The following is a 23117-nucleotide window of genomic DNA, read 5'->3' as shown; positions in this document are numbered from 1 at the left end:
GTTTCACTGCTCATCTAATTGTGCTGGGCCGTTTTATACCTGTTGAAGCAGGCTTTCGTTAAGCAGTTGGGCTGTTTCTTCCATTAACTTCTCTCCGATCAGGTGCACATGGCGCTGTGTCCAGGATTCAAGCGTTGTTCCTCGTACCCACTGATTAAAAGCACCAAGTGCCGGACCGCAATATACCTGAAAGTCCACCCTGTGCTGATGATTCTCATCCCCCTGAAGCGCCAGTTTGGCGGAGTGCTCCAGATACCATTTGAAAATAACGGCCATTCTGGCCTTGGGACTACGTTCGGCAAGTGCTCTCTCCTGGGTCGTAAGAACGGATTCCATCTCCGCGTAAATGCTGTCAAAGCTCCTTTTGAAATACTGCTCCTGAAGCCTTGTTTTTGTTTTCTCATCGATCTCGTCGATGCTGTCGTACTGGCGATACAGTTCATGTAATTTGTTAGCACGCGCAGGAAAATAAACCCCTTTCTTCAGCACCTGTACCTTGCCTCCCAGTTCAAACATGCCTGCTGCGGGCGCATATCCAGTATCCTGGACGTTGATTTGCTGAAGCAGTTCCTTTACGAGTTGGCTTGTATTGGCTTCGACCGTACATTGATTAATGGAGCCGGTCAAAATAAAGTCCGCCCCCATGACGAATACTGCCGCAGCCGCTTGCGGTGTACCAATACCCCCAGCTGCACCGACCCGGATTGCTTTGGCGTAGCCATGCTTGTTCATCATCTGATTGCGCAGGGACAGCATGGCAGGCAGCAGGGTCATGGATACTGCACCATCGGTATATCCGGCACAGTCGGCTTCTGCACAGATGTCATCCGCCATCGGCAATTGCCGCGCCCATTGGGCCTGTTCAGCGGAAATGCGTCCTTCAACCAGCAATTGGTCCAGCATATGTTGCGGAGCCGGACTCATAAACAGCTCTGCCACCTCTGGACGGGAGCATTTGGCGAGAAGAAGATGAGATGAAGCCACAGTACCATCGGATCTGCGATAGATTCCTTTGACCCGATAGTGGACAAGTGCCGGAGTCATGCCCAGAAATCCTTTTGCCTCCATCTTGTTCAGGCCCAATCTAAGCATTAACTTGATCATCTCTTCCTCGCGCTGAGGGTGGAGAGGATCATGAAGCACATTCAATCCCCAGCAATGTTGGACAGGCAATTCTTGGCGGATGGACATCACCGCCTCTTCCACTTCTTCAGCGCGCAGTCCGCCTGTTCCGAGAAAGCCGACCATGCCAGCTTTTGCAAGTGTTGTGATCATCGCCACAGACGAAATGCCGCCAAACATGCCTCCCGCAACGTACGCCAGCCTGGCGCCGTAATCCTGCCTGAATTCAGCGCTGCCCATCCGTTCAGATCGGAAACGCCGCGAACTGCTGAAGGGATGGGCAGCGGTCTCAGACACTCGCAATGATTCATCCTTAGGTACGTCCTTTATCATTGCGGGTGAAGCCGCAGGCGGTTCAACGGATAATTTCTCCACAAAAAGTGGCTGAGCCTGAGCCTGGATAGCCTTTACGAGTTTGCTTAGAGCAGTGCCGGGTCCAATCTGTACAATGTCGTTAACCCCTTTTCCCATCAGATATCGAATGGTATCGGTCCATTGCACAGAGGAAGTCATCTGCTCCACCATGTTGTGTTGCACATGGTCGATTGTATAGGGTCTCGCCTCGACATTGGAAATAACGGATAGCGTCGGGGCAGCAAACTGAAATTGCTTGAGATATGCAGCAAGTTGCTGCTTGGCCGCTTCCATATATCTGGAGTGAAATGCGCCGCTCACATTCAAGATGACGTAATTCGTTGCTCCTTCCTGTTCAAACACAGACTTCGCCTGGATTAGCAAATCCTGCGGACCCGAAATAACGATCTGACTGGGGCTGTTGATATTGGCGATATCCAAGTGGTCAAGGCCATGCCGCGCAATAATCTTACCCACCACATCCGCATGCAGCCCAATCACAGCAGCCATCCCACCGCCTTCTGCTCTTCCCATTAATTCACCGCGGAACTGGACGATACGAAGTCCGGTTGCAAAATCAAACACGCCTGCAGCCAGCAATGCATTAAATTCGCCCAAACTGTGTCCCGCAGCATAGTCCGGCTTACCCTGTTGCTCGAGTTCCCTGTAGTACATCAGGGCATTGACGGTGTACAGGGCCGGCTGGGTGTATTCCGTACGTTTGAGTCGGTCTCCGGGGTCCTCAAGACACAGCTCGCGTATGGAATATCCCAATATTTCATCTGCGGTGCGGACCAGGTCAGGATAATGATTCCAAACGTCGTGCCCCATGCCCTTGAACTGCGAGCCTTGCCCTGGAAATACATAAGCCCTCATGCTCTGCTCTCCCCTCTGAATGTTTATGGACGGCTGTTGATATTGCCTGGCCACGCTCTCCAACTGTTCCTTATCCCTGTAAAAGGGAGATAACAAAACGACCGCTGCTGATGAAACTTGTTTGTCTGCAAGCCGCTTCACAAAACCTGCAAGCGTACCGCCCGGACTGATATCGATATAGTGATGCGGTCCGGCAGATTCAAGCTTTTGTATTGCTTCGCGAAAGAGAATTGGTTTTCGCGCAACCTGCCAGAAGTGATTTTGTGCAATTCGGGCAGCCTCCCCTCCAGTCATACAGGAGATTAAAGGGATATGAGGGGCAGCAAATGTAAATGCCTGCAAATCCTCCGTGTATGCTGCCTCTGCCCTATCAATCCCTTGAGAATGATAGGCAAAAGAAACCGGGAGCATCTGACTTAGCACAGCATGCGATGTAAGCCACTTCTGCGCTTTTTCCAGTGCATGCACCGGTCCGGAAATAACAAAATGCCCGTCATAATTGACGGACACCAAGGTACAATATTCAATTTCCGGAAGTTCCGGATATAGAGATGCATCTCCCAATATCGCTAACATCGCGCCAGAAGGGCAATGTTGCTCGAATCGTATTGCCTGCTTCATAACACAGCGCAAGCCATCTTTTGCACTGAATACGCCCGCAATGGCAGCGGCGGCAAATTCCCCAAGGCTGCTGCCAAGGACGTAATCAGGTATCACACCACGAGTCAACAACGATTGGGCAAGTGCATACTCCACCATATAGATGGCGGGATGCGACAGAATCGTACGTTCGAAGCGGTCCTCATCGGTCGACGATTCGCCGTACATATACTGGACGATTGACTCGCCCCCGCATTCCAAAACCGTTTGATCCAGAGTAAGCATCGTTTCCCTGAACAATGCATCCTGCTCAAACAGCTCCTTCCCCATCCGCGGATACTGCGATCCTTGTCCAGAAAACATAAAAACAACGGAATCGCTCAGCCTGAGCACCTCCTTACAAGCGCATCAAAAGACATATCAAATAAACTCCGTCATCCCAATGATAAGGGACAGAAGGTTGTAATTGAACACAAAACTATCATTATATGTGCATTTTCCTATCTTCAACGTGCCGAAACAACGATTGAATTAGTTGAAAAGCTTGTTGAATATACTATAATCAATTTTGTAATTTTTGTAAATGATGGATTATGTAAATGGAGGCATTGTATATCGTAAAATGATGAATGAAATAGAACTATGAAAGTAAACAGAGAAAATAATGTGATTTCGTGTCATTTCTCTTTCCGTAAACAGGTAATTTATCCGATTAAACGAATAGGAAACAATTAAATAGTTAACATTAAATGTCGTTTATTTCTTTCTGCCATCGTAAGTGTTGACTCTTTATAATCAATTGAACCGATTAATGAAGATTACACTTGGCTTTGTGGACAGTCCGGCAATAGCTGCGACCCAAGTCAAAGCCAGCGTAAACAGCACGAGTATACCTGCTATGGCAAACCAAGATAGTACCCTGCTGAGGAGCGAAATCCCATAATGAGCGCTACGAGAATGATGACGACAATAGAAATGACGTTGGATACCACCGAGGTTAGCACATGCCCCCACAGCACAGTGGAACGCGCAATCGGCATGGAGTGGAACCGCTCAATGATGCCCCGTTGTTTATCCATAAACAGGCGGTAAGCAACGTAAGCCACCCCACTGGCAATAGCCATGAGCATTATGCCAGGCAACAGGTAGTTTACATAGTTATCCGTACCGGTTTCGATTGCGCCACCAAGCACATAGACGAACAGCAGCATCATTGCAATCGGAGTGATACAGACCGTGAAGATAGTATCCATACTGCGGAAAATATGGCGCATGGAACGACCGAGCATGACGCTCATGTCGCTGAAGAAATGTTTCATTGTTGTCTCCATTAGATGGCCTCCTTCTTACCGATGATTGCGAGGAACATTTCCTCTAATGTCGGCTGTTTTTCAACATACTCTACCTTTGGGGATGGAAACAGCTTTTTCAGTTCCGCGAGCGTGCCGCCCGCGATAATCCTTCCCACCTTTCACTTCAATTGCTTTTTCCATCCCGAAGCCCCCTTTTAACTTCTTGGTCAACAGATTCTTGATAGAGGTCAGCGTAAGTTTTTGAATCTTTGATTAGTTCATCGCAAAAAGCGGCTACGTCACTGCCCGTCACTTCGAGCACCCCTTTCCCCACGGCCGTGCCCTCTTCAAAAAGATCGACAATTCCCGAGAGCAAATCTATCCCGTCGGTTAGCCCAACAGGGCCAACCTTAAAGAGATATTTTTGAATCTCTTTATAAACAATCTGATAATCTTGCGGGAGTGCTTTGACACGCGCGACATGAGCTCGCCACTCTTTTTTCCCTTCAATAATATCTCGGATTTTCATTGTATTCTCCTCCTATTTACCTAATTTTTTAGCAATATTATTGTTGAGTTGCTCGCGCCACTTGTCCCGAAAAGACTTTGCCCCTTCTTCGCCAGCCAGTGCAGAACAGAAGCCTTTGATATCGTCACCTAAAACCTCTTGGATACTCTGCCCATCCCCTGCGGTTTCTTCCAGCAGGCCAAGCACACCGTCCAAAATTGGCATGAGGTTGCGTCCGGTAAAATCGGAGTGTGGCCAAAGATGGCCATTAATTTCTTTCCATGCCGCTTGATAATCCGCCGGCAGCTTTTTGACTCGCGCTTCAAAAGCTTTGAATTCTTTTGTCATGTCGTTTCCGGTGATTTTATCCCAAAAATTCATTGTTTTTTCTCCTTTAACTCGTTCATTTTTGATGATACGAACTCCCATTTTGCCCAGAACTTCCGCAGTTCCTCATGCCCTGCTTCGTTGATCGCGAAAAACTTTCGCGGCGGTCCCATTTCGGAAGGCTTCTTGGTGGTTTCCACCAACTTGTTTTTTTCAAGCCGGATCAGGATGGTGTACACCGTTCCCTCGACGACATCTGTGAAGCCAAGGGCGTTCAGCCGTCGCGTGATTTCGTAGCCGTAGGTTTCTTGGCGGCTTATAATTTCAAGGACACAGCCCTCAAGCACACCTTTGAGCATTTCCGTTAAATTTTCCAGTACAATCACCCTTTACTATTCTGTATGACAGGTATGCAGTGTTACTTAATACTGCTATAAAGTATCACGTAGTAGATGATATGTCAACAGCGTTATCTTTGACACAGATTTTACATTTCCAACGATCCTGCCCGTCAGCTTAATGAAGAGATAAGGAAAAAGCAGGTAAAGTATTATCTAATCGGTAATCGGAACATTTTTTCAGCAGTCGTCTTTTTTGCGATAAAACAAAAAAAGCCGCTAAAATAGCGACTTTCAATGGACTATGTTCTTGCTCCTCGCCCCACATATTGAGTCATGCGAATCGATGCAACTTCGGCAAACATCTATTCAACAAATCGGGCCCCTTTTTCACGGCTTGGTATCCTACTAAATCATAGGAATGATGGAACAGCAGCTTTAGTGCTTCCGTATCGGTATCCAGATCTCGCTTTTGTATTGCAGAGAAGTGACATCCTTGTGCTCATTCCATAGGATTTCCGGTCCTTCGTTCAGCTCATAATCCGAAGAAGGAGACCACTCGGAATAGATTCGTCCCCATACGTCTTGAAGCGTATCCGGAAAAGGACCAACGGCAGTAAACACTGCCCACGTCGAGGCAGGCACTTCCAGTTGTGCCAAACCTTCAGGAGCCGATTGTGTCGTGGCTGCACCGATATAATGATCCAGTTCCCCCTTTTCCTCCATCCGTTCCTCACTAAAATGAGCCGAAGCACTGATTAGCCCAGTCGGCTGAACATTGGATAATCCCTTAATCGTCTCAATTAATTCCGGCGTAAGACGTTGATACATCGCAGCAATGTCCGGGTTGACCCCGTTAAATACGATCGGTACCCTTTTGCTGATGCCTACAATCCGAAAGGCCTCTTTGTCTTCAATACGATAGTTCATTTCGCTTCCTCCTTGAATGGTCAATTGAAATGTCATCCGAGGGAAGGCCTTGAGTGATGGACCATGATTTCTCGCTTCGGAGGGTGTAACCCCATGCATGCTTTGAAAAGCCCTAGCGAAGGAATCCGGAGAGGTATATCCAAATTTGAGGGCAACATCAATGACTTTACTGTCATTCCGGCTTAGTTCCAGTGCTGCCAGCGTCAAGCGCCGACGTCGAATATACTCTGACAAGGTAATGCCGCTAAGAAAGGAAAACATACGTGTAAAATGGTATTCCGAGCAGCAGGCAATTCGTGCTACCTCTTTCATATCCACGGAATCCATTAGATTCTCCTCAATGTAGCTCAAGCCCTCATTTAGTCGTGCTAGTGTATTCATGATCTTACCTCCCTCGTTGATCCAAGCATATCAAAGCCTTTCTCCTCTCATCCGACATTCCCTGCACCATTCTGCAGGCATTGTTATTCACGGGAGATAAGCTTAGCCCAAAAACTTCGAAACGTACACGTTTTTCGTCTTCCGAAACAATCCTCTCTAGGCACTTGTCTAAATTACAGTTAAAACAAAAAAAAGCGCTAATTTAGCGACTTTTAGTGGGGCTATGTTTTTGTCCTTCGATAACTACAAATAGAAATTTGGAGGTTACGGGCACCATTTATTGAAAAGAATATCTGAACAGCCCATAGTAAAGTGGTCCCATCAAAATAACGAATGTTAGCAACATCCAGAATCTTCTCGTTACAATAGGTAGTTCTTCCAGGATTTCTTCACCTTCGTAGTCTTTTAGAAGCATTGTGAATGATATATCCCACAGAAAAGATGTTACGGTAATAACTTTCCAGACAGCAGGATTTAGATAAGTTCTATCTTTCTTTTATATCCTTTTGCATTATAGCCAATCAGCTTCGTAATGGATATATTAAAATCCTTCCATATATACTGGCTATGTAATGTTCATTTCGGTTATACTTTCCTCACCTCGCAACAAGTTCTTAATTCCATAAAAAAAGCCGCTGCATTAGCGGCTTTCAATGGAACAATTTTTTTGTATCCTGACAGTATGTTTGTGTTGTTTCATCAACTTCATTAGATCCAAATATCATTGACTGCTGTTAATTCTGACTCAGTTTCGCCCGTGTTTACTACTCCCTTGGGCTCTACCATCATGATATGACATTCCTGGTGCGCAAAAGTTTTGTGTTCGACCCCTCTTGGTACAATAAACATCTCTCCTTGGGAAATCTTTACTTGGCCATCGCGGAAATCGATAAACATCTCCCCTTTGATCACGATAAACACCTCATCGGTATCTTGATGATCGTGCCATACAAAATCGCCTTCGATTTTAACCAATTTAAATTGATAGTCATTCATTTCACCAATGACTTTCGGAGACCAATGTTCATTGAACTTAGATAATTTCTCATTAAAATTAATAGGTTGGTAACTAATGTTAAACACTCCTTTTTATTTTGGCTTTAAGGCTTTAAACTATTGATTCAAAATAAGCATAAATAATTCATTGATAAGCGTTTCATCAAATCCGTTGTGGAATCGAAACGGTTCGTTCATTCGCTACATTTCCCGTGTTTAGAGTAGTTTTTGGTTCGATTAAGAGTAAATGGGCCTCTTCTTCTGCAATTGGCTGATGTTCAACTCCTTTAGGTATAATAACAAACTCTCCTTCGTTAACAGCTATTTCACCGTCTCTCAAACGGATTAGTAGTCTCCCTTTCCATACGAAGAACATTTCGTCCTCGTGATCATGGTGATGCCAAATGAATTCTCCCTTTATCTTTACCATTTTCACGTAAGAATCATTCAACTCTCCACTTATTCTGGGATTAAAATAATCATTGATTTGCAGCAATTTATCTTGTACATTTACCTTTGAAATCATGAGATTCCCTCCTCATTATTGATAACGTGGGCTGCATTTTGCCCCGGCTAGAATCTCCTTTTTTCCATTCACATTCTCATCATCAGATAACGAGATACTCAACCCATTGGCAATAGTGTTAATCCCTCTGATTCATTAAGTTTACATACTATGATGCATCACGTAAAATCAAAGAAAAGTATATAGATCATCATAATATGTGATGCAAAAAGGAGAGAGTTGTTTTGGATTTTAAATCTTTGGAGGTGTTTAAGGCAGTAGCCATTGAACAGAGTATTACCAAAGCTGCTGAGAAATTGAATTATGTACAGTCCAACGTTACTGCACGAATACAACGTCTTGAGCAAGAGTTGGACGTTCCTCTATTATATCGATATCATAAGAAGGTATCCTTAACGCCTGCAGGACGTGAACTGTTGCCGCATGTAAACAAGTTGCTTTACGATTTCGAGGAAGCGATTGAGGCAGTTAAGCTTTCTTCTGCCCCGCGGGGAACTTTGCGCATTGGAGCTATGGAGTCAACTGCTTCTACACGATTGCCATTGATTTTCACACAATATCACAAGAATTTTCCACAAGTAGAATTAAGCTTATATATGGCACCTACTGTAGATCAAGTAAGTACCATTCTCGAATATAAGGTAGACGGCGCATTTGTGGATGGGCCAATTCTTCATCCGGAGATTGTTGAATACCCTGTCTTTGAAGAATCTCTAGTTTTGATTACAAGCTACTCTCTGGAACCATTTCAATTAGAATTGATTTTACATGAACCGCTGCTTTCGTCATTCGCGCATTGCATCTATTTGGGACGTTGGCAGCGATGGCTCGAGGACAATGGGTATGCCCCTATGAAGGTGATGGAATACGGCACACTGGAGGGTGTTCTTAAATGCGTTGAGAACGGGTTAGGAGTCACTGTTTTACCCGTATCTATGGTTGAATCACGCATGGAAGGAAGACTCAGCTGTCATCCATTACCGGAATCGTACAGAACAGTGCCCACGGTGTTTATAAGGCGTCGTGACTCGTACATGACCAGTGCTCTCTCTCGATTTATGGAATTGGTGGGCATAACTAATCTGTGATTTGTTGCTATATGCCCACTTAGAGTATTATTCGTAGGTTTACTCATTACAAATATGAAAATTTCATGGCACTAAAAAGAATCCACCTTATTGTGGACTCTTTTTAGTATCCTGGCTGAATTATAGTTTAACTTCTATGTCCCGATCAGGATCGGCGTATTTATAAATACCAGGGTTTAGTTCAATTACCTCATTCAAAGGAATGCCGCTATACCTGTCAATATTTATTTTTTTAGATACCATACCCTTAGGTATAATTTCAGGTACGACTTCTTTGCCATTAATCCGTAACGTAGTTTGGTTAACGCCTTTGAAGCCTGGAGACTCGGAATGTGATTCTACAATCAAACTGCTCCCTTCTGTATAATACGTGAACTGAATTTCAAGTCCATCGACATTGATTTTGGTGTACTGCTTTTCTTGTTTTGGTTTGTTTAGTGTAGTCCAGTTTGTCGTCGTATCCCTTTTCTCAACGACAGCATCTTTTAATATCAGCTTCATTGGAACATTAGACCAACTTTTGTACCACTCTGGAGATTCAAATTGAAATAAATGCTGATAGCTTCCCGGAAGGTCTCCTTTCAAATTCCTGTCCCCAGAAATGATGTTATCCCCTATACCCAGCTGAACCGTTTGATAGTGAGCAATTCCATTCTTAAGAGAACCTTCTTCGTCTATTAAAATTTGGATATCTAAAGGAGTAACCGCAAGTTGTTCTAAAGTGATACCTGTTTTTTCTTGGAATTCAGTATTAGTAGGTAATGCCTTCCTGTAGATAGCCTCACTTGCTTTTTTGCCATCAGCTCTAAAATCAAACTTCCAAGTGCCCGTCTGTTTTTCTTCTTCCATGTAACTAAACTGAATACTCGCATCTGTCCAGTCTTTTTTGGTCATATTGAATACCTGTTCAATAAACAGATCTTTATCTTTGTTCGGCAAAATAGTAGGAATTGCGTTTAATTCTTGATCACCGGTATGAACGACCAAATGAGGATTACCACGTCCTAAGTCGGATGGCGAAGCAGCGACTTTATAACGGACAACGGTTTGATCTCCATCCTGTCTAACGGATTCAATATGGATCGTTGGATACTGTGCAACTCCCGTAACCATTGTATCTCCGGGTTGATGATTAGATTTTAAGGGAATATTCCGATCACGGTAAAAAATAAGATTTTGTGCTTCGAACGTATACTCTTTTGTATCATCCTTTAAGGTATCAGGAGTTTCATACACCCCAACGAGTTTCTGGCTGTCCGGATCGTATCCTAAAATACCATACACTTTTGCCTTCGATTCGTTGTCACTTGTCAAGGTATTTATCTCTGTAGCAAATCCAGTATATTGCGTCAGATCAGTTGGAGTGTCCAGAGATATGAGCATCTTCATTTTTTCCCCATCCGTCACCACACCATTCAAATTCATGGTCACACCTGAACTGGAGGAATGAAGATCATACTGCTGGCCGATCCCGTTCTTCAATGCATTCGCAACGGTACGACCTCCTCCGATCCGGTCCCAATCAATCGTCACACTGGCGAATACAGGAATGGCGACAAGTAAGAAACAAGAGAAAACGACACTGATCGGAATAGCTTTACCGCGATGCCGAGTAGCCTTCTGCAAAGTTTGCAGATTGTCTCGGCGATTGTGTGCTTCATTTTCTATGGCTGTCCACATCAAATCATAATCCGGCTTAGGCGTACTCTTCACATTTTCAATAAACCGATTCATTACTTCTCATCTCCTTTAGTTGAGGTTCAACCATTGTATTAAGAAGTTTTAGCCCCTTGTTTAATCTGGATTTTACAGTTCCTTCGGGAATATTCATCACTTTGGAAATCTCAGGTACAGTCAATTCGTTGATAAATCGAAGCACAACCACCATTCTAATTTTGTCAGGGAGTTCACTATATAACCCATGTAGCTCATCTTTTGTTTCCCGATGGTTTAGGCATTCTTCGACGGGGTTATAGTCCTGTGTTTTGGATAACAAATAATGGCGCACTTCTTTCATCCATCCTGTTTTACGTCTTCTCATAACACTGTTACACTCATTTGAAGCTATTCGTAAAATCCACGATTTCAAGTTTCTTACCTTAGTTCGGTCTGCCAAGATTACTTTGACAAATACCTCTTGGCAAATATCCTCAGCATCCGCTTGATTTTTCATTAAGTAGTAACAAAAAAAATATACTTGCTCTTTATACATTTCGAAAATCTCTCGATCATTCATTCTCCAGCACCCCCTTTTGTTGTTCTCATACATAAGACGGATAAGGCTATGTAATCGTTCATTTTGGTTAACTTTTCCTCTCTCAGGACAATTTCTTGATTCATTAAAAAAAGCCGCTGAATTAGCGACTTGAATCGTAACTCTAAATAAGTTTCAGACAAGTTGATTTCAACAGACCCACCGGAATTATCCACTGTATCAATTTTCACACCCATGAATGTTCCCAATCACCATGATTTACGGAAGTGGAAAGAAAACGCAAACGGAACGGAGCAGGATGAAGCCATGCCTCGTTCCGTTTTGAACAATCAGTATGGTAAGTTATACTCATCAATCAGAGGAGCTTTGAATCGAGTTCATATTTAAAATTCATAGGCCTTCTTTTATTGGATAGAAAATACTTCTTTTTTCAATAGTTCTTCCGGGATTTGGCCGATCACATCACTGTGAAAATAATCGCGTATAATGCCATCTTGAAGATAGTTAGCGATAGACACCATAATCATCCCTTGATCAAGTGCAAGATAGGCTTTTGCAAGTTCTCCAGTTTCAACATTAACGGAGTCATAGAACCCGTATTTGTTATACATTTTGAAATTCTTTAACGTTCTAATGTTCTTCCGAACAGCTTCAGGGGCATACTCCAGGGCAAGGAATGTTGCGTGTGCTGTTACCGTTGCCCCGTCTTTATAACCTGAGGTACCCAGCGGCGTTGCTGCAAATTCACTGTATCCTGTCGGAGTTGCAGCAGGTGAAAACCCCCATGCGGGATATCCTTTTTCTTTGGCATATTCGATTTGCAGCTCTACATGACGTTTATTGTTCAAACCCAGAGCTTTTGTACCGAGTTCTTTTTCTTTCAAAACCATCCCAGGCATAAGGCCCTCAAACATGCTACCTCCCCAGCTTGGCACAAACTTCGTACCATTGTATACATAGCTTCCTTCAAAGACACTCACTTCATCGTACTGGATGTTTTGTCCTTGTGGAACCTGAGCTTGCCAATCCCACTCTTTAGGCAGTGTGCGGTACAACTTCCACCAATGTTCTTGTGGAACGTCCCCTTTTCCGATCGCAATATAGCTCGCAACACGTGGTTCCGTATAAAACATTCCGTAATGGTGATCCGTAAGTTGGCCTTTAGACACATCATATCCTCCGTAGAATTGGCCGACTTCAGGATCATATAACGGTGTATAATTCATATTCTTAATCAACTCGCTTGTTTGTCCATAAAGTTCTTCATAGGCTTGCCCAACGACAATTAAACCTGCCGATAGCCATCCATTATCTACTTGAGAGATAAATTGTCCCCAATCTTTCTTCACTGAACCGTCATCTGTGTTATACCAGTTATAGAACAGGCCGTTCCACTTTTCTAACTTTTCAAGCGAATTTATAGTTGTTTGCATACGATGTACAGCTTCTTTCTTAGAAATAATGCCCAATTGTTGGGCTGAAACTGTACTCATCATATACATGCCGATATTTGTGGGCGAGGTACGTTTAGCTTCTTCAGTTCCATTTTCAGTGATTCGTACTTCATCATAAGTCAATCCGGTGTTCTGATCCGTATAGTCCTCAAAAAACGTATAGGTTTTATAAGCAATCGCTTTCAATTCTGCCCGAAATCCAATTAAATTTCTTGAGTCACCTGCTGAGACCATAGGAGTTAAAGTTAGAGTAGCTAACAGACAAAAAGTTAAAAGAAAACTAATTTTTTTTACTTTTTTCATAATTTTCTCCCTCCAAGTGGATTCGAAACGTTCATCTGTCATCCAAGTCAACAATAGAAATAAATCTTTTATTCGCCTGCGTTTTGTTCTCTTCATGTCTGTTCTAGGGTTACCGATACCTTTCCATCCCTTTTTTTATTAACCAAAGCAACCTCAAAATCAGAAACCCATTTAAGTTCACCAAGATGTCTAGTATAGGCAAATTCATCGGGTAGTTCTGATATCACCTTCTCTAAAAGTAACTGTGTACCATCTCGGTGAATAATAGATATAAATATATCCATGCTTTCTACATGATGATGGCATATGACTTTAGCATTGTACTTCTTATTAGGACTCTTTATGGTTTTTTTCCAAGTCCATTCATTTACATAACCTAACTCCTCTATATGCAAGGCTATCTCTCTAAATGGCTTAACATCCCAATTATTGTTTAGACTAAGTTTCTCTATCCCGTCCATAAGTAATTGAAGCGTAGTCCTTTTTTTCTCTAACTCACTTTTTGCACCAAAATCATTCAACCTACATTGGATTGGCACCGAATAAACACCTGAGTTGTTAACAATCCTTTCGTCCGAAATGTTTTCTACGCATTCTATAAGAACTTTCCAACAATCTTTCGTTTTATATTTCCCAAACAAACGTTCATACATAGCTGTAATGCACCGAGTTTCTAATCTGAACGAACGTCTTTTCCATTTCCAATTTAACTCATAATCTAACTTTGTTGCTTCGTTGTAGTCACATTTTTGTGATTTTATTATTGATTCAACATTTTCATCATCTACAATATATGGTAAATCTAATTCAAATTCTTTGAGATACATCTGATCCTCCTCAGATAAAAAAACTTGAAGTCAATAAGCAAATCAAGGTCCAAAACACATATACTAACCTGTATAAATTAACTCATTATAATACGGGTCCCATTCTCCAGTCACAAACCTACCATTGACTACGTCCTCTATACGTAAGTTGGGCAAAAATTCGTCCATGAACTCATACAACTCCATGCTTTCACTTGAGTATATTTCCCATTCATCCACTGCACAGTACTCTGCAAATTCCTTTTTAGGCCAAAATGGAAGTAATTTGTTACCATTATTGCATTCAATTTGAATTCTTCGGTATACGTCTGAAATGTTTGCCCTTTTTTCGCCATAAAAATATCCCCTCCAAGTGTCACTTGAACCCCCATGATAACATGAAGGTTTTTTTAAGTGTCTACTTAAAGGGGATAATACCAACTTTGATTGGTACAATGTTCTTGTCCCTCGACAGAAAGTCACTCTAATAAGTTAATTTCATTCAACTAACCTGCCCGTTAGTTGAACAAAAGCAGCCGATCACATGGTCAGTTGCTTCCTTGTTTTTTTATTGAGCTATCGTTCCCCGTTTGCTTAATACACTATACCCTAGTACAACTAAACACTTCTTTGAAGCTTGACATCAAATTCTGTCGTTGACGCAGTTACATACTCCATATAATTCACAGATCCGTTAAAGCTCAAATAAGCTTCATAACGCATGCGGATTCCAGGTAAAGTAATCAAATCCAGAACATTTTCCTTTGGTACCCACCTACATTCGCTTGTTTCATTAGAAGTCGCTAACTCTCCACCCACAGCTTTACACACGAAATCAAACATGACCTTTGTAGGGACATCAGTCACACCGTCATACCACTTATGGATTGCTGTATTCGAAACAACACTAATCAAATGGCTAACCGTGGCATCTATTCCACTTTCCTCTTTGATTTCACGAATGACGCCATCAATCAGGTTTTCTCCTACTTCAGTTATCCCACCAGGATACACCCAACCATCGTCATGAGCTTTTACTAAAAGGATATTTCCAGTTCTATCTTCTACAATTCCGCCTGCAGATACAATATGTGTCGGGAACGCCATTTTACAACCTCCAAATAAGATAAAGTTGTATATTTATTCCACACAATTCCTACACTTTCCTGCCTTTGTGAATTTCTAAAAGATACTGCCGGCATGATTGAACCAACCTGCCCGTTGGCTTAATGAGGCATCATCACTCTAATATAATTTCTTCGTTCACTACCGTCCCTAAAGGTATATACAAAGGATCGTCAGCATTTCTGCAACGATCCCTATTATCATCCACTAGTTGTAAACCGCAGTTGATCACGAGGATGCTTTAAGCTAACATTTCTACGTTAGACTAATTGATGCTCGTTGAAGCTATTCCAGCCTAAAGACAATCTTTGTTCCCGTCTTCTTGTCACTGAATGGCTTACAATATTCTATGAACGTTAATTCAAGTCCTGATGTCTTATCTGGTAATGGCGGAGATATTACATAATTAGTAAAAGCATGACCTGAATGTCCACCACCTTTTACCACTCGGCAATCATATTCTTCTCCAATTTGCAATTCAAAATGGTGTAGACCATTTTGAATTGAGGGTACCTCAGCCTCATCCCAATCAATATTAAAAGTCACTACATTTGCATTACTATATTGCCTTATTGAATTTAAAGTATAAAAGAAGTTCCCTTCTTCGACTGACATTAGTACGGGTACATGTTTTCTAAAGTCCGATGGACCAACCATTGGTTTATAATGCTCTTCACTTCTCAATGTTCCAAAAACGAGTTTCAGAAAATCCTCGTTCAAAAGTTTCAGCCCATTTAGAGATATATTCAAATGGCGGGAAACCAGGATTGTTATTTGAAAGCTGCTTCCGAAGTTTTAACATTTCACAAATTTGTTCGTCAATTTTATAAATTCGTTCGTCATAATGCTCCGTTGGACGTTCAAAAGGAATTCGTTTCAACATTGATCTTCCCTTTATAACTAAAATTTATTAAGTTACCTTGGTTTTGTTATTGAATTCTATCTGAATTTATCCTCCACCTTCACTAAACTTCCTGCTCGTTAGTTGAACTTAATAGAACACCTGTAGGGAATTTGTGATACATGAAAGTACAATAATTCAACGGTTAATGCATTCAACGTCGATACCAATAAATATATACTAATCCCACCACGTTAAGATAATGAATCACAACGGAATCGGAGGTGTAAATGACATGAATCAAAATGTTACTTTAATAGGCAAGACAATAAAACTCTTACCCCTAGAATCTAAACATAAAGAAGATTTACTTGAAACACTGATGAATCCAAACATATGGGAATTTACTTGGAGAAAAAATGCAACATATGATGATATTAAGCATTTAATCGAACAAGCCATACAAAACCAGCTTCATGGCACCCAACTCCCTTTCGTCATCGTCGAACTCATGTCGGAAAAAATTATTGGAACCACAAGAATCGGAGATATTGATATGATCAATCAAAATGCGGAAATCGGCTGGACATGGCTAACACCAACTTACTGGCGTACAGGTGTAAATACGGAATGTAAGTTTTTACTGTTAAATTATTGCTTCGAACAATTAGCGCTAGTCCGCGTGCAATTTTCCATCAGCGGCTATAACATAAGGTCACAGCGAGCGATAGAACGGATTGGGGCAACTAAAGAAGGCATATTTAGGAAGCATAGGCGGGATACTCAAGGTAGATTTCATGACAATGTTTTTTATAGCATTACGGATAACGACTGGCCTGAGGTAAAAAGCACTCTTGAACATATGATCCATATAAAATACTCGCCAAAAAACACAAGATAGATGTTTGTACAAAAGGGAAAAAAGAAGCACCCTGATATTTTCCTAGCCAAATGCCATTGGTAAGCTCAATAAAAGCCCATCGTAACAAGGGCCTTTATTGAGCTACCCTGCCCGTTACTTGAACAAAAGCAGCCGATCACGTTGATCTGGCTTTCTTTGTATTATTGAGCTAAAGTTTCTTCGTTAGTTCAATGAGTTTTAATGATTTCTTGCCAGTTAGGAGGCAGGTCATAATCCCTAATGTGCTTATACTCAAGAACCACTATTGATCCCGAGTTATCTATACTAAACCTCATTGAGTCGAGTCCAACATCCAAATGAGGTCCTACGTACGGGATAGTTTTAACCTGAACATCAATATGTGAAGAATGATATTTAACGTCTACATCAGTTCCATCCAAAAAAGGCGTAAACGTAGGTGATACAGTTAATTTATTTTTGTAGTAGTGGTTAATCTGTTCCTGTATTTTTGGAGCTAACAAAGTAAGTACAAGCCGTTTCAATGGTTCATCGTTTGGCTTTGCACAAATGGGCTGGATTACCATCAAGAAAATGATGACTGTTAGCAATGATCCCATAAATCTTTTCATTTCTGAAACCCTCATCCCCAGATTTTTAAGGGTAGTTTTCACTAAATGAAGATAATTTATTATGCTAACCTGCCCGTTAGCTTAATGAGGAGCTCATCATCCTAATATATTTTTCGTGTTCTCCACTTTCTGTAAAGGTATACAAAAAAGGAGCGTCAGCATTTCTGCAACGCTCCTATTGTCCGTCCGCTAGTTGAAAACAGCAGATGATCACTTTGATGCCTTCTCAGTTTTATTGAGCTAACGTTTCCCGTTAGTTTAATCCATGCTCGTTGAGCTATTCCAGCCTAAAGACAATCTTTGCTCCCGTCTGTTTGTCACTAAATGGCTTACTATATTCTATGAACGCTAGTTCAAGTCCTGAAGTTTTATCGGGTAAAGGCGGAGATATTACATAATTAGTAAAAGCATGACCTGAATGTCCACCACCTTTTACCATTCGGCAATCATACTCTTTTCCAATTTGCAATTCATAATGGCGGTGGTTATTAGAAATTGAGGGTGCCTCAGTCTCATCCCAATCAATATTAAAAGTCACTACACTTGCATTACTATATTGCCTTATTGAATTTAAAGTATAAAAGAAGATCCCTTCTTCGACTGACTTTAGTACGGGTATATGTTTTCTAAAATCTGATGGATCAACCATTGGTTTATAATGCTCTTCACTTCTAAAAGTTCCAAAAACGACTTTTAGAAAATCTTCGTAGAGTTCAAAAGTTTCAGCCCATTTAGAGATATATTCAAATGGTGGGAAACCAGGATTGTTATTTGAAAGCTGTTTTCGAAGTTTCAACATTTCACAAATTTGTTCGTCGATTTTAGAAATTCGTTCGTCATAATGCTCCGTCGGGCGTTCAAAAGGCATTCGTTTCAAGTTTGATCTCTCCTTTGTTATCGATTCTAAAAGAAGGTTATTCTCCACCATCACTAAATTACATGCCCGTTAGCTTAACAAAATAAACCGACAGCTGAAGCTTTTTATTCGTGTCGTTCACAGTAAACAAGCCACGATTTGACTAAAGATCCTTCTTATTCGAGGTATTCTCATATTCCTTGTTGTCTATATAACGAAACCAAGCTAAATAAAAAAGCCGCTTCATTAGCGACTTTTAGTAATAAACGTTCTTGTTTCTAAACATTTAATCTTTTGTTTTAACAACACATTGTGATATCCCACGTTCCTTTAGAACATCTTAATATTATTTTACAAATTCAGAAGAAGGGGTATCATTTCCCACATAAAAATGCAAGTACTGAGTAGTGGTAAGTCCTCCACCTGAATACTTCCATCTTAGACTCACTTTTGCTGGTCCACTTAAACTTTCTGTTGCTTTTACAGTTGTAAGATTTTCGCTATCGTACGATCCAGCAACAACTTGAATATTGTAGTCATATTTAGCACTGACGTAATCCATTCCACCATTAACTAAGGTGAAATCAACGTAGAAGTATGCTGAACTAGTTATGCTTCCTCCAGAAACTTTAGTTTTTTTATAGTTACAATATCCAGTCCCGCATGTTACTTGATCATGTGTAAGAACATAAGTGGTAATTGATCCATCTGGAAATTCCTCTACGGTACTTTCAACTGTTTTCCCCTCTGAATTAACATAAGTACTTTTTGTAACATCACTCTCAATTTCACCCTGAGCTCTGAATAGGACTTGGTCAGAATCCAAAGGCTCTCCTTTGGATAATTTATCCAAAAGCCCAGCCCTTTTTTCCTCTTTTACTCCAAGTTCATCAAATCTCTTTGTATAATCTGTAATTTGTTTTGCTGTTAATCCATCGTATGTTGCTGACTCATTTGGCACTGCGCCTACTATACCTGCGCTCGATAAAGAAAATGCTGTTAAGACTGTCGCGAGTAACAAACGGTGAATAGTCTTTTTGAAGTTTTTCTCTCCCTCAAATTATATTTTTTTGGATTCCCTTTAATAAAATACCATAATAATGAAATATATGTAAACAAAAAAAACAAGACTGTTTAAAAAAAAAATTATTTCGCATATAATTGATAACTAAGGGGGCTCAGCATATGTTATTTATAATAATATTGTTAGGTGTAATAATACTTATTCTTCTTAAAATTCAAAATAATACATCAAAAAGCAAAGTTAGAAGAGATATTGAAAATTCAAGAAGATTAAGAAAAATGTCTCGTAATCTTAAATCAAAAGATCGGAGCGATGAAGATGTGTAATTTGGATAGACTGACTAGAATCCACGTGTAGTTCATTCAGCCTATCTCTTTTTAATTAGGCTTAACTGACTTCACTCTCCGCCTCGCACTTTCCCTTTTGCATAATTTCAATAGAAATCATTAGGTCTCCCCTCTAGTATTATTCTTTATTTGAATCCCTATTTTTTTCGAGACACCTCTTCTCGCCAGATTCTAAGATGTTTGTTTATACGTGATCATTCATGGGAAAGAGAACACAGTGTTTCAATATATAAGGAAATTCAGCTCGCTGTTTATCATTAAAAAGTAAAAAAGCCTGATATACCAAGCTTTTTCTTATAGTTCATTATCATTTTCTCTGTACATTTTATCATTACATGTGGGAACTTTAGTTGCACTGTAACCACTATCATTGCCATAGTAATGATAAGAAACAAAATGCCAAATTCCGGCGTTTATCAAAATGAATGGTGAAAATCACCTCCCTGAAACAGGAACATTCGTTTGTAAATCATAGTTTTATCTTTTCTTGTGGGAATTCCCCTTGATTTACAATGCTTTGTGCTGTTTTTTTTATCATTTCGTGTGGTGACCTACACCAGTTCCATGGACTTCCACCCCCAAGAGATTAGCCGGTTAAAGACAGAGTAAGTGATTACCAGCCAGAAGTAATATGTGAAGCGACAAGGGTGCCTGAAGTGGGCCAAATAATTATATTCTTGGCGAAGGGGATTGTTGATGTCATGCAGGCTTTCTTTCCTACAAGTTACAAGGGAGTTTGGTTAAATTGAAGAGTATCGCCCTCATTACAAACCTGAATATGATCTGATTCATATGTTATCGTATTACTATGTTTGTAACATTCATGAACAGCTTAGAGAAGCCCAGCTTGAAGATTAAGAAGTAAACAATGGTATGTCTGCCGTCTGGATCGACATACATCAGGCCATTATGCATAATCGACAGTTTAATAAAGTAAAGGGACCAAACTCTCTTCCTAAACAGGGACAAGAGTTTGGCCTTTATCATTAAACTAATCTGCCCGTTAGCTGAACAAAAGCAGCCGATCACATGGGTCAGCTGCTTTCTTGGCATTGTGGAGTTATCGTTTCCTGTTAGCTTAGACAGCTGTCTTAAAAGATTAACTCACAATCTTTATGCTCCCATACATCAAATAAGTTTCCATCTAGATCTTCAAAAATAAAAAACTTGCCGTAATGCCTTCATTGCTAATTGGTCTAGTTGTAACTCCTTCCGATGTTAGTCTCATGTGTAATGATTCGATATCATCTGTAAAAAATGTTACAACCCACCTTGGCCGTCCGTTATTTCAAAAACCGCTCTGGTGTCATTATCAGATTCAATTAAATCAATTATTGTGCGGTTATCCCTGAATAAACTTATATAATTCCCTCTATCATTTCTGATGTTAAAACCAAAGTGACTGACAAACCATTCTGCAGATTTTTTTGCATTTTTAACTGGAATTACATTATATGCGATTCCTAAAATACTCCCACTTATCATACTACTCAGCCCCTGTCATAAATTCGTCTCCAAATTAATTCAAGGTTACTGTTGCGTTATCCTGCCCGTTAGTTTAATGAATTGATGGGCAAGATGACGATTAGATATACGCCTAACCGACAATAGGAACATGTTCTTGTCCAATACAGTAATCGGTCCAAGTTCTTGTCCTCAGCAGCTAGTTTCAGTCCGATATTTCGCTTTTTTAATACCCAGCCCAATCTTGTTTAACCTCTCATTGAGTCAGTTATCCATAACAATGTGAACATTTTCATGTATTATGTTACTTAATGAAGTTTTAAGTGCATGCAATCAAATTTTAGATATATATCTAATCGGCAATCGGACTATGTTCTTGTCCATTTCGGTAATAGGTACAAGTTCTTGTCTTTTGCTCGGGACAAGAACTTGTACCGATAAAACAAAAAAGCCGCTAAAATAGCGACTTCAATAGGACTATGTTCTTGTCCCTCGACAATTATTATCTTGAGTAACGGACCATCCATCCTCGTAAAGACCCCACACAAGCTTTGAATCCACTACCTTACCATTCAATGTATTAAATGCGGTCATGACGAGCTTTGCCCCCGCATCAATGGCAGCTTGGTATCCTGGTAAATAATATTCACGCAACATATGCTCCGACATATCTACAGCGTTGTATTCCCGTCCGGATATAGGCGCACAATAAGCGGCAAAATGCTTAACACATGCGGCAATTTTATGGAAGGGGATACTGTCTTGCCCCCGGCCCTGAAGTAAAGAAAACGCCTTTTGCTTTGCTTACGTTCTCGATAAACTCATCATCAATAATGTCCCTGTCCTTTACAATCAGCCTGAGACGTGTGGCACAATGTGCCATTGAAATGATATTCTCTTTTCCACCCAGCCCATGGATTACATCCTGGGCAATTTTTTCATATTCCTTATCAGGACCCATCTGTCTCTTCCTTTCAATTCATAAGTGTTTACCTGCTTATAAGCATATCAAGATGGCGCTTACAAACAACGGTCTTATTTTACGTGATTAAGGTCAATTTTTTACTTTTTGTGTTCTTTTCCAGAGTGGACAGGGCCATTAACCATATATATTCTCTGGAAAATCTAACAAACCCAATATAATCTATTCCTCATTTCTTGCAACTCGGATTTTTACTCAGTAGGAAATACCAACACGAGAGTTGATATAAGAGCTTTCCTTGATCTGATTGTACGTAAATTCGGCGGTATCCCCAACCGAGATTTCTGCGCCGCCTTCAGGTAGCACCTCACGTTCTACACGGTATGTACCCAGTCGTTCTCCATCCGGCAAATACGTAGGGCACACGATCGTCCATTGCAAAGTCGATTCTTTCAGCAACGAATAGACTCGATGATGCTCTTCAGCTGCTCGGGTTGACTTCCGTCTGGATTCACTGGATTGATATCGCAACATATGCGGAGAGGTCGCGCTCTGCAAAATGCCGGCAGTTCCCACCGTGATGATTCGTTGTATGCCTTCCTTATGCATGGCTTGGATGAGCAATGGCATGCTTTCCGACAGCGTAGTTGTTCCATCGGTGTTCAACGCACTAATTACAACGTCCATTCCATGGGTTGCACGCACCAGCTCATCCTGATGCAGAACGTTGCCTTGAATAATCGTCAAGTTGTGATCATGAGTCTGTATTTTCCCCGGGGTACGAACCAACGCAGTCACATGATGTCCATCTTGAAGAGCGTGTGCAACGATATGGCTTCCGACGCGTCCAGTTGCTCCCAAAACTAAAATATGCATGAGAAAAACCTCCTAATTAATGTAATGGACGAGTTCATAAGACTTTCGATCGTGA

General features: G+C 41.1%; 23 protein-coding genes and 4 pseudogenes. 3 read left to right on the top strand and 24 right to left on the bottom strand.

Annotation, left to right across the window (positions count from 1 at the left end; translation table 11 throughout):
* Positions 1-33 precede the first annotated feature (33 nt).
* The 9 genes and pseudogenes from fabD to ACR32F_RS15755 form a co-directional block, all read right to left on the bottom strand.
* Positions 34-3315: an ACP S-malonyltransferase gene (gene fabD, locus ACR32F_RS15795; RefSeq protein ID WP_440119618.1), complete on the bottom strand. Its 3282-nt coding sequence runs from the start codon at positions 3313-3315 to the stop codon at positions 34-36.
* 465 nt (positions 3316-3780) lie between these two features.
* Positions 3781-4283: pseudogene (locus ACR32F_RS15790) on the bottom strand (ABC transporter permease); the annotation flags it as partial.
* Positions 4283-4417 (bottom strand): annotated as a pseudogene (locus ACR32F_RS15785) (ABC transporter ATP-binding protein); the annotation flags it as partial. The pseudogenes ACR32F_RS15790 and ACR32F_RS15785, both read right to left, overlap by 1 nt.
* An 11-nt stretch (positions 4418-4428) precedes the next feature.
* The gene (locus tag ACR32F_RS15780; RefSeq protein WP_440119617.1) at positions 4429-4773 is read right to left on the bottom strand and encodes a DUF1048 domain-containing protein; all 345 of its coding nucleotides are present in this window, start codon (positions 4771-4773) and stop codon (positions 4429-4431) included.
* A gap of 12 nt (positions 4774-4785) precedes the next feature.
* On the bottom strand, positions 4786-5133 hold the full coding sequence (locus ACR32F_RS15775; protein WP_440119616.1) for a DUF1048 domain-containing protein: 348 nt from the start codon (positions 5131-5133) through the stop codon (positions 4786-4788).
* Positions 5130-5438: a PadR family transcriptional regulator gene (locus ACR32F_RS15770; RefSeq protein ID WP_272907538.1), complete on the bottom strand. Its 309-nt coding sequence runs from the start codon at positions 5436-5438 to the stop codon at positions 5130-5132. The genes ACR32F_RS15775 and ACR32F_RS15770 overlap by 4 nt, the downstream gene beginning before the upstream one ends.
* Positions 5439-5855: 417 nt before the next feature.
* Positions 5856-6728 carry an AraC family transcriptional regulator gene (locus tag ACR32F_RS15765; RefSeq protein ID WP_440119615.1) on the bottom strand — a complete coding sequence of 291 codons (873 nt, stop codon included), beginning with the start codon at positions 6726-6728 and terminating at the stop codon, positions 5856-5858.
* Positions 6729-7436: 708 nt separating this feature from the next.
* Positions 7437-7802, bottom strand: a complete 366-nt coding sequence (locus ACR32F_RS15760; RefSeq protein WP_440119893.1) for a cupin domain-containing protein — start codon at positions 7800-7802, stop codon at positions 7437-7439.
* 85 nt (positions 7803-7887) lie between these two features.
* Complete coding sequence (locus ACR32F_RS15755; RefSeq protein ID WP_440119614.1) at positions 7888-8250, bottom strand: cupin domain-containing protein; 363 nt, start codon at positions 8248-8250, stop codon at positions 7888-7890.
* A gap of 224 nt (positions 8251-8474) precedes the next feature.
* On the opposite strand from ACR32F_RS15755, the gene ACR32F_RS15750 reads away from it, so the two are divergent.
* Positions 8475-9338 carry a LysR family transcriptional regulator gene (locus ACR32F_RS15750; protein WP_440119613.1) on the top strand — a complete coding sequence of 288 codons (864 nt, stop codon included), beginning with the start codon at positions 8475-8477 and terminating at the stop codon, positions 9336-9338.
* 120 nt (positions 9339-9458) lie between these two features.
* Here the strand turns inward: ACR32F_RS15750 and ACR32F_RS15745 are convergent, their stop codons facing one another.
* The 8 genes from ACR32F_RS15745 to ACR32F_RS15710 all read right to left on the bottom strand — a co-directional run bounded on the left by ACR32F_RS15745 (position 9459) and on the right by ACR32F_RS15710 (position 16124).
* Positions 9459-11072, bottom strand: a complete 1614-nt coding sequence (locus ACR32F_RS15745) for a DUF4179 domain-containing protein (protein WP_440119612.1) — start codon at positions 11070-11072, stop codon at positions 9459-9461.
* Complete coding sequence (locus tag ACR32F_RS15740; protein WP_440119611.1) at positions 11056-11574, bottom strand: RNA polymerase sigma factor; 519 nt, start codon at positions 11572-11574, stop codon at positions 11056-11058. Before ACR32F_RS15740 ends, ACR32F_RS15745 begins: the two co-directional genes overlap by 17 nt.
* A 383-nt stretch (positions 11575-11957) precedes the next feature.
* Complete coding sequence (locus ACR32F_RS15735) at positions 11958-13310, bottom strand: glucoamylase family protein (RefSeq protein WP_440119610.1); 1353 nt, start codon at positions 13308-13310, stop codon at positions 11958-11960.
* Positions 13311-13402: 92 nt separating this feature from the next.
* Positions 13403-14137: a hypothetical protein gene (locus ACR32F_RS15730; protein ID WP_440119608.1), complete on the bottom strand. Its 735-nt coding sequence runs from the start codon at positions 14135-14137 to the stop codon at positions 13403-13405.
* Positions 14138-14200: 63 nt separating this feature from the next.
* Positions 14201-14572: a DUF2750 domain-containing protein gene (locus ACR32F_RS15725; protein WP_440119607.1), complete on the bottom strand. Its 372-nt coding sequence runs from the start codon at positions 14570-14572 to the stop codon at positions 14201-14203.
* A 162-nt stretch (positions 14573-14734) separates the two neighbouring features.
* Entirely contained in the window at positions 14735-15223 is a 489-nt protein-coding gene (locus ACR32F_RS15720) for an NUDIX hydrolase (protein ID WP_440119605.1), read from the bottom strand.
* Between the two features lie 303 nt (positions 15224-15526).
* Positions 15527-15961 (bottom strand): hypothetical protein, encoded by a 435-nt coding sequence (locus tag ACR32F_RS15715; RefSeq protein WP_440119604.1) that lies wholly within the window; start codon positions 15959-15961, stop codon positions 15527-15529.
* A complete protein-coding gene (locus ACR32F_RS15710) occupies positions 15915-16124 on the bottom strand; it encodes a hypothetical protein (RefSeq protein WP_440119602.1) in 210 nt (69 codons plus the stop codon). The genes ACR32F_RS15715 and ACR32F_RS15710 overlap by 47 nt, the downstream gene beginning before the upstream one ends.
* A 253-nt stretch (positions 16125-16377) precedes the next feature.
* Between ACR32F_RS15710 and ACR32F_RS15705 the strand changes: the two genes are divergently transcribed.
* Positions 16378-16983 carry a GNAT family N-acetyltransferase gene (locus ACR32F_RS15705; RefSeq protein ID WP_440119601.1) on the top strand — a complete coding sequence of 202 codons (606 nt, stop codon included), beginning with the start codon at positions 16378-16380 and terminating at the stop codon, positions 16981-16983.
* A 188-nt stretch (positions 16984-17171) separates the two neighbouring features.
* Here ACR32F_RS15705 and ACR32F_RS15700 read toward each other — a convergent pair whose 3' ends face one another.
* The 3 genes from ACR32F_RS15700 to ACR32F_RS15690 all read right to left on the bottom strand — a co-directional run bounded on the left by ACR32F_RS15700 (position 17172) and on the right by ACR32F_RS15690 (position 19390).
* Entirely contained in the window at positions 17172-17573 is a 402-nt protein-coding gene (locus ACR32F_RS15700) for a DUF3888 domain-containing protein (RefSeq protein WP_440119600.1), read from the bottom strand.
* A 277-nt stretch (positions 17574-17850) separates the two neighbouring features.
* Complete coding sequence (locus ACR32F_RS15695) at positions 17851-18441, bottom strand: hypothetical protein (protein WP_440119891.1); 591 nt, start codon at positions 18439-18441, stop codon at positions 17851-17853.
* A 334-nt stretch (positions 18442-18775) separates the two neighbouring features.
* Complete coding sequence (locus ACR32F_RS15690; protein WP_440119598.1) at positions 18776-19390, bottom strand: hypothetical protein; 615 nt, start codon at positions 19388-19390, stop codon at positions 18776-18778.
* Positions 19391-19614: 224 nt separating this feature from the next.
* On the opposite strand from ACR32F_RS15690, the gene ACR32F_RS15685 reads away from it, so the two are divergent.
* A complete protein-coding gene (locus ACR32F_RS15685; RefSeq protein ID WP_440119597.1) occupies positions 19615-19779 on the top strand; it encodes a hypothetical protein in 165 nt (54 codons plus the stop codon).
* Positions 19780-21060: 1281 nt separating this feature from the next.
* Here ACR32F_RS15685 and ACR32F_RS15680 read toward each other — a convergent pair.
* The 4 genes and pseudogenes from ACR32F_RS15680 to ACR32F_RS15665 form a co-directional block, all read right to left on the bottom strand.
* The gene (locus ACR32F_RS15680) at positions 21061-21285 is read right to left on the bottom strand and encodes a VOC family protein (protein WP_440119596.1); all 225 of its coding nucleotides are present in this window, start codon (positions 21283-21285) and stop codon (positions 21061-21063) included.
* 546 nt (positions 21286-21831) lie between these two features.
* A pseudogene (locus ACR32F_RS15675) lies at positions 21832-22017 on the bottom strand (glycoside hydrolase family 3 N-terminal domain-containing protein); the annotation flags it as partial.
* Between the two features lie 19 nt (positions 22018-22036).
* Positions 22037-22225, bottom strand: a pseudogene (locus ACR32F_RS15670) (PTS transporter subunit EIIB); the annotation flags it as partial.
* 216 nt (positions 22226-22441) lie between these two features.
* Positions 22442-23062, bottom strand: coding sequence for an NAD(P)-dependent oxidoreductase (locus tag ACR32F_RS15665; protein WP_440119595.1), 621 nt, complete (start codon positions 23060-23062; stop codon positions 22442-22444).
* Positions 23063-23117 lie beyond the last annotated feature (55 nt).

Source organism: Paenibacillus hebaui (genome assembly GCF_051934385.1).
In the GTDB taxonomy this organism is placed as follows: Bacteria; Bacillota; Bacilli; order Paenibacillales; family Paenibacillaceae; genus Paenibacillus.
The sequence above is the reverse complement of the archived record's forward strand: the minus strand, read 5'-3'. Positions and strand labels throughout refer to the sequence as shown.

Coding starts and splice junctions, on each gene's coding strand:
- fabD (WP_440119618.1), bottom strand. CDS start 3,315: ATGTTTTCTGGACAAGGATCGCAGTATCCGCGGATGGGGAAGGAGCTG.
- ACR32F_RS15780 (WP_440119617.1), bottom strand. CDS start 4,773: ATGAAAATCCGAGATATTATTGAAGGGAAAAAAGAGTGGCGAGCTCAT.
- ACR32F_RS15775 (WP_440119616.1), bottom strand. CDS start 5,133: ATGAATTTTTGGGATAAAATCACCGGAAACGACATGACAAAAGAATTC.
- ACR32F_RS15770 (WP_272907538.1), bottom strand. CDS start 5,438: ATGCTCAAAGGTGTGCTTGAGGGCTGTGTCCTTGAAATTATAAGCCGC.
- ACR32F_RS15765 (WP_440119615.1), bottom strand. CDS start 6,728: ATGAATACACTAGCACGACTAAATGAGGGCTTGAGCTACATTGAGGAG.
- ACR32F_RS15755 (WP_440119614.1), bottom strand. CDS start 8,250: ATGATTTCAAAGGTAAATGTACAAGATAAATTGCTGCAAATCAATGAT.
- ACR32F_RS15745 (WP_440119612.1), bottom strand. CDS start 11,072: ATGAATCGGTTTATTGAAAATGTGAAGAGTACGCCTAAGCCGGATTAT.
- ACR32F_RS15740 (WP_440119611.1), bottom strand. CDS start 11,574: ATGAATGATCGAGAGATTTTCGAAATGTATAAAGAGCAAGTATATTTT.
- ACR32F_RS15735 (WP_440119610.1), bottom strand. CDS start 13,310: ATGAAAAAAGTAAAAAAAATTAGTTTTCTTTTAACTTTTTGTCTGTTA.
- ACR32F_RS15730 (WP_440119608.1), bottom strand. CDS start 14,137: ATGTATCTCAAAGAATTTGAATTAGATTTACCATATATTGTAGATGAT.
- ACR32F_RS15720 (WP_440119605.1), bottom strand. CDS start 15,223: ATGGCGTTCCCGACACATATTGTATCTGCAGGCGGAATTGTAGAAGAT.
- ACR32F_RS15710 (WP_440119602.1), bottom strand. CDS start 16,124: ATGTTGAAACGAATTCCTTTTGAACGTCCAACGGAGCATTATGACGAA.
- ACR32F_RS15705 (WP_440119601.1), top strand. CDS start 16,378: ATGAATCAAAATGTTACTTTAATAGGCAAGACAATAAAACTCTTACCC.
- ACR32F_RS15700 (WP_440119600.1), bottom strand. CDS start 17,573: ATGAAAAGATTTATGGGATCATTGCTAACAGTCATCATTTTCTTGATG.
- ACR32F_RS15695 (WP_440119891.1), bottom strand. CDS start 18,441: ATGCCTTTTGAACGCCCGACGGAGCATTATGACGAACGAATTTCTAAA.
- ACR32F_RS15685 (WP_440119597.1), top strand. CDS start 19,615: ATGTTATTTATAATAATATTGTTAGGTGTAATAATACTTATTCTTCTT.
- ACR32F_RS15680 (WP_440119596.1), bottom strand. CDS start 21,285: ATGATAAGTGGGAGTATTTTAGGAATCGCATATAATGTAATTCCAGTT.
- ACR32F_RS15665 (WP_440119595.1), bottom strand. CDS start 23,062: ATGCATATTTTAGTTTTGGGAGCAACTGGACGCGTCGGAAGCCATATC.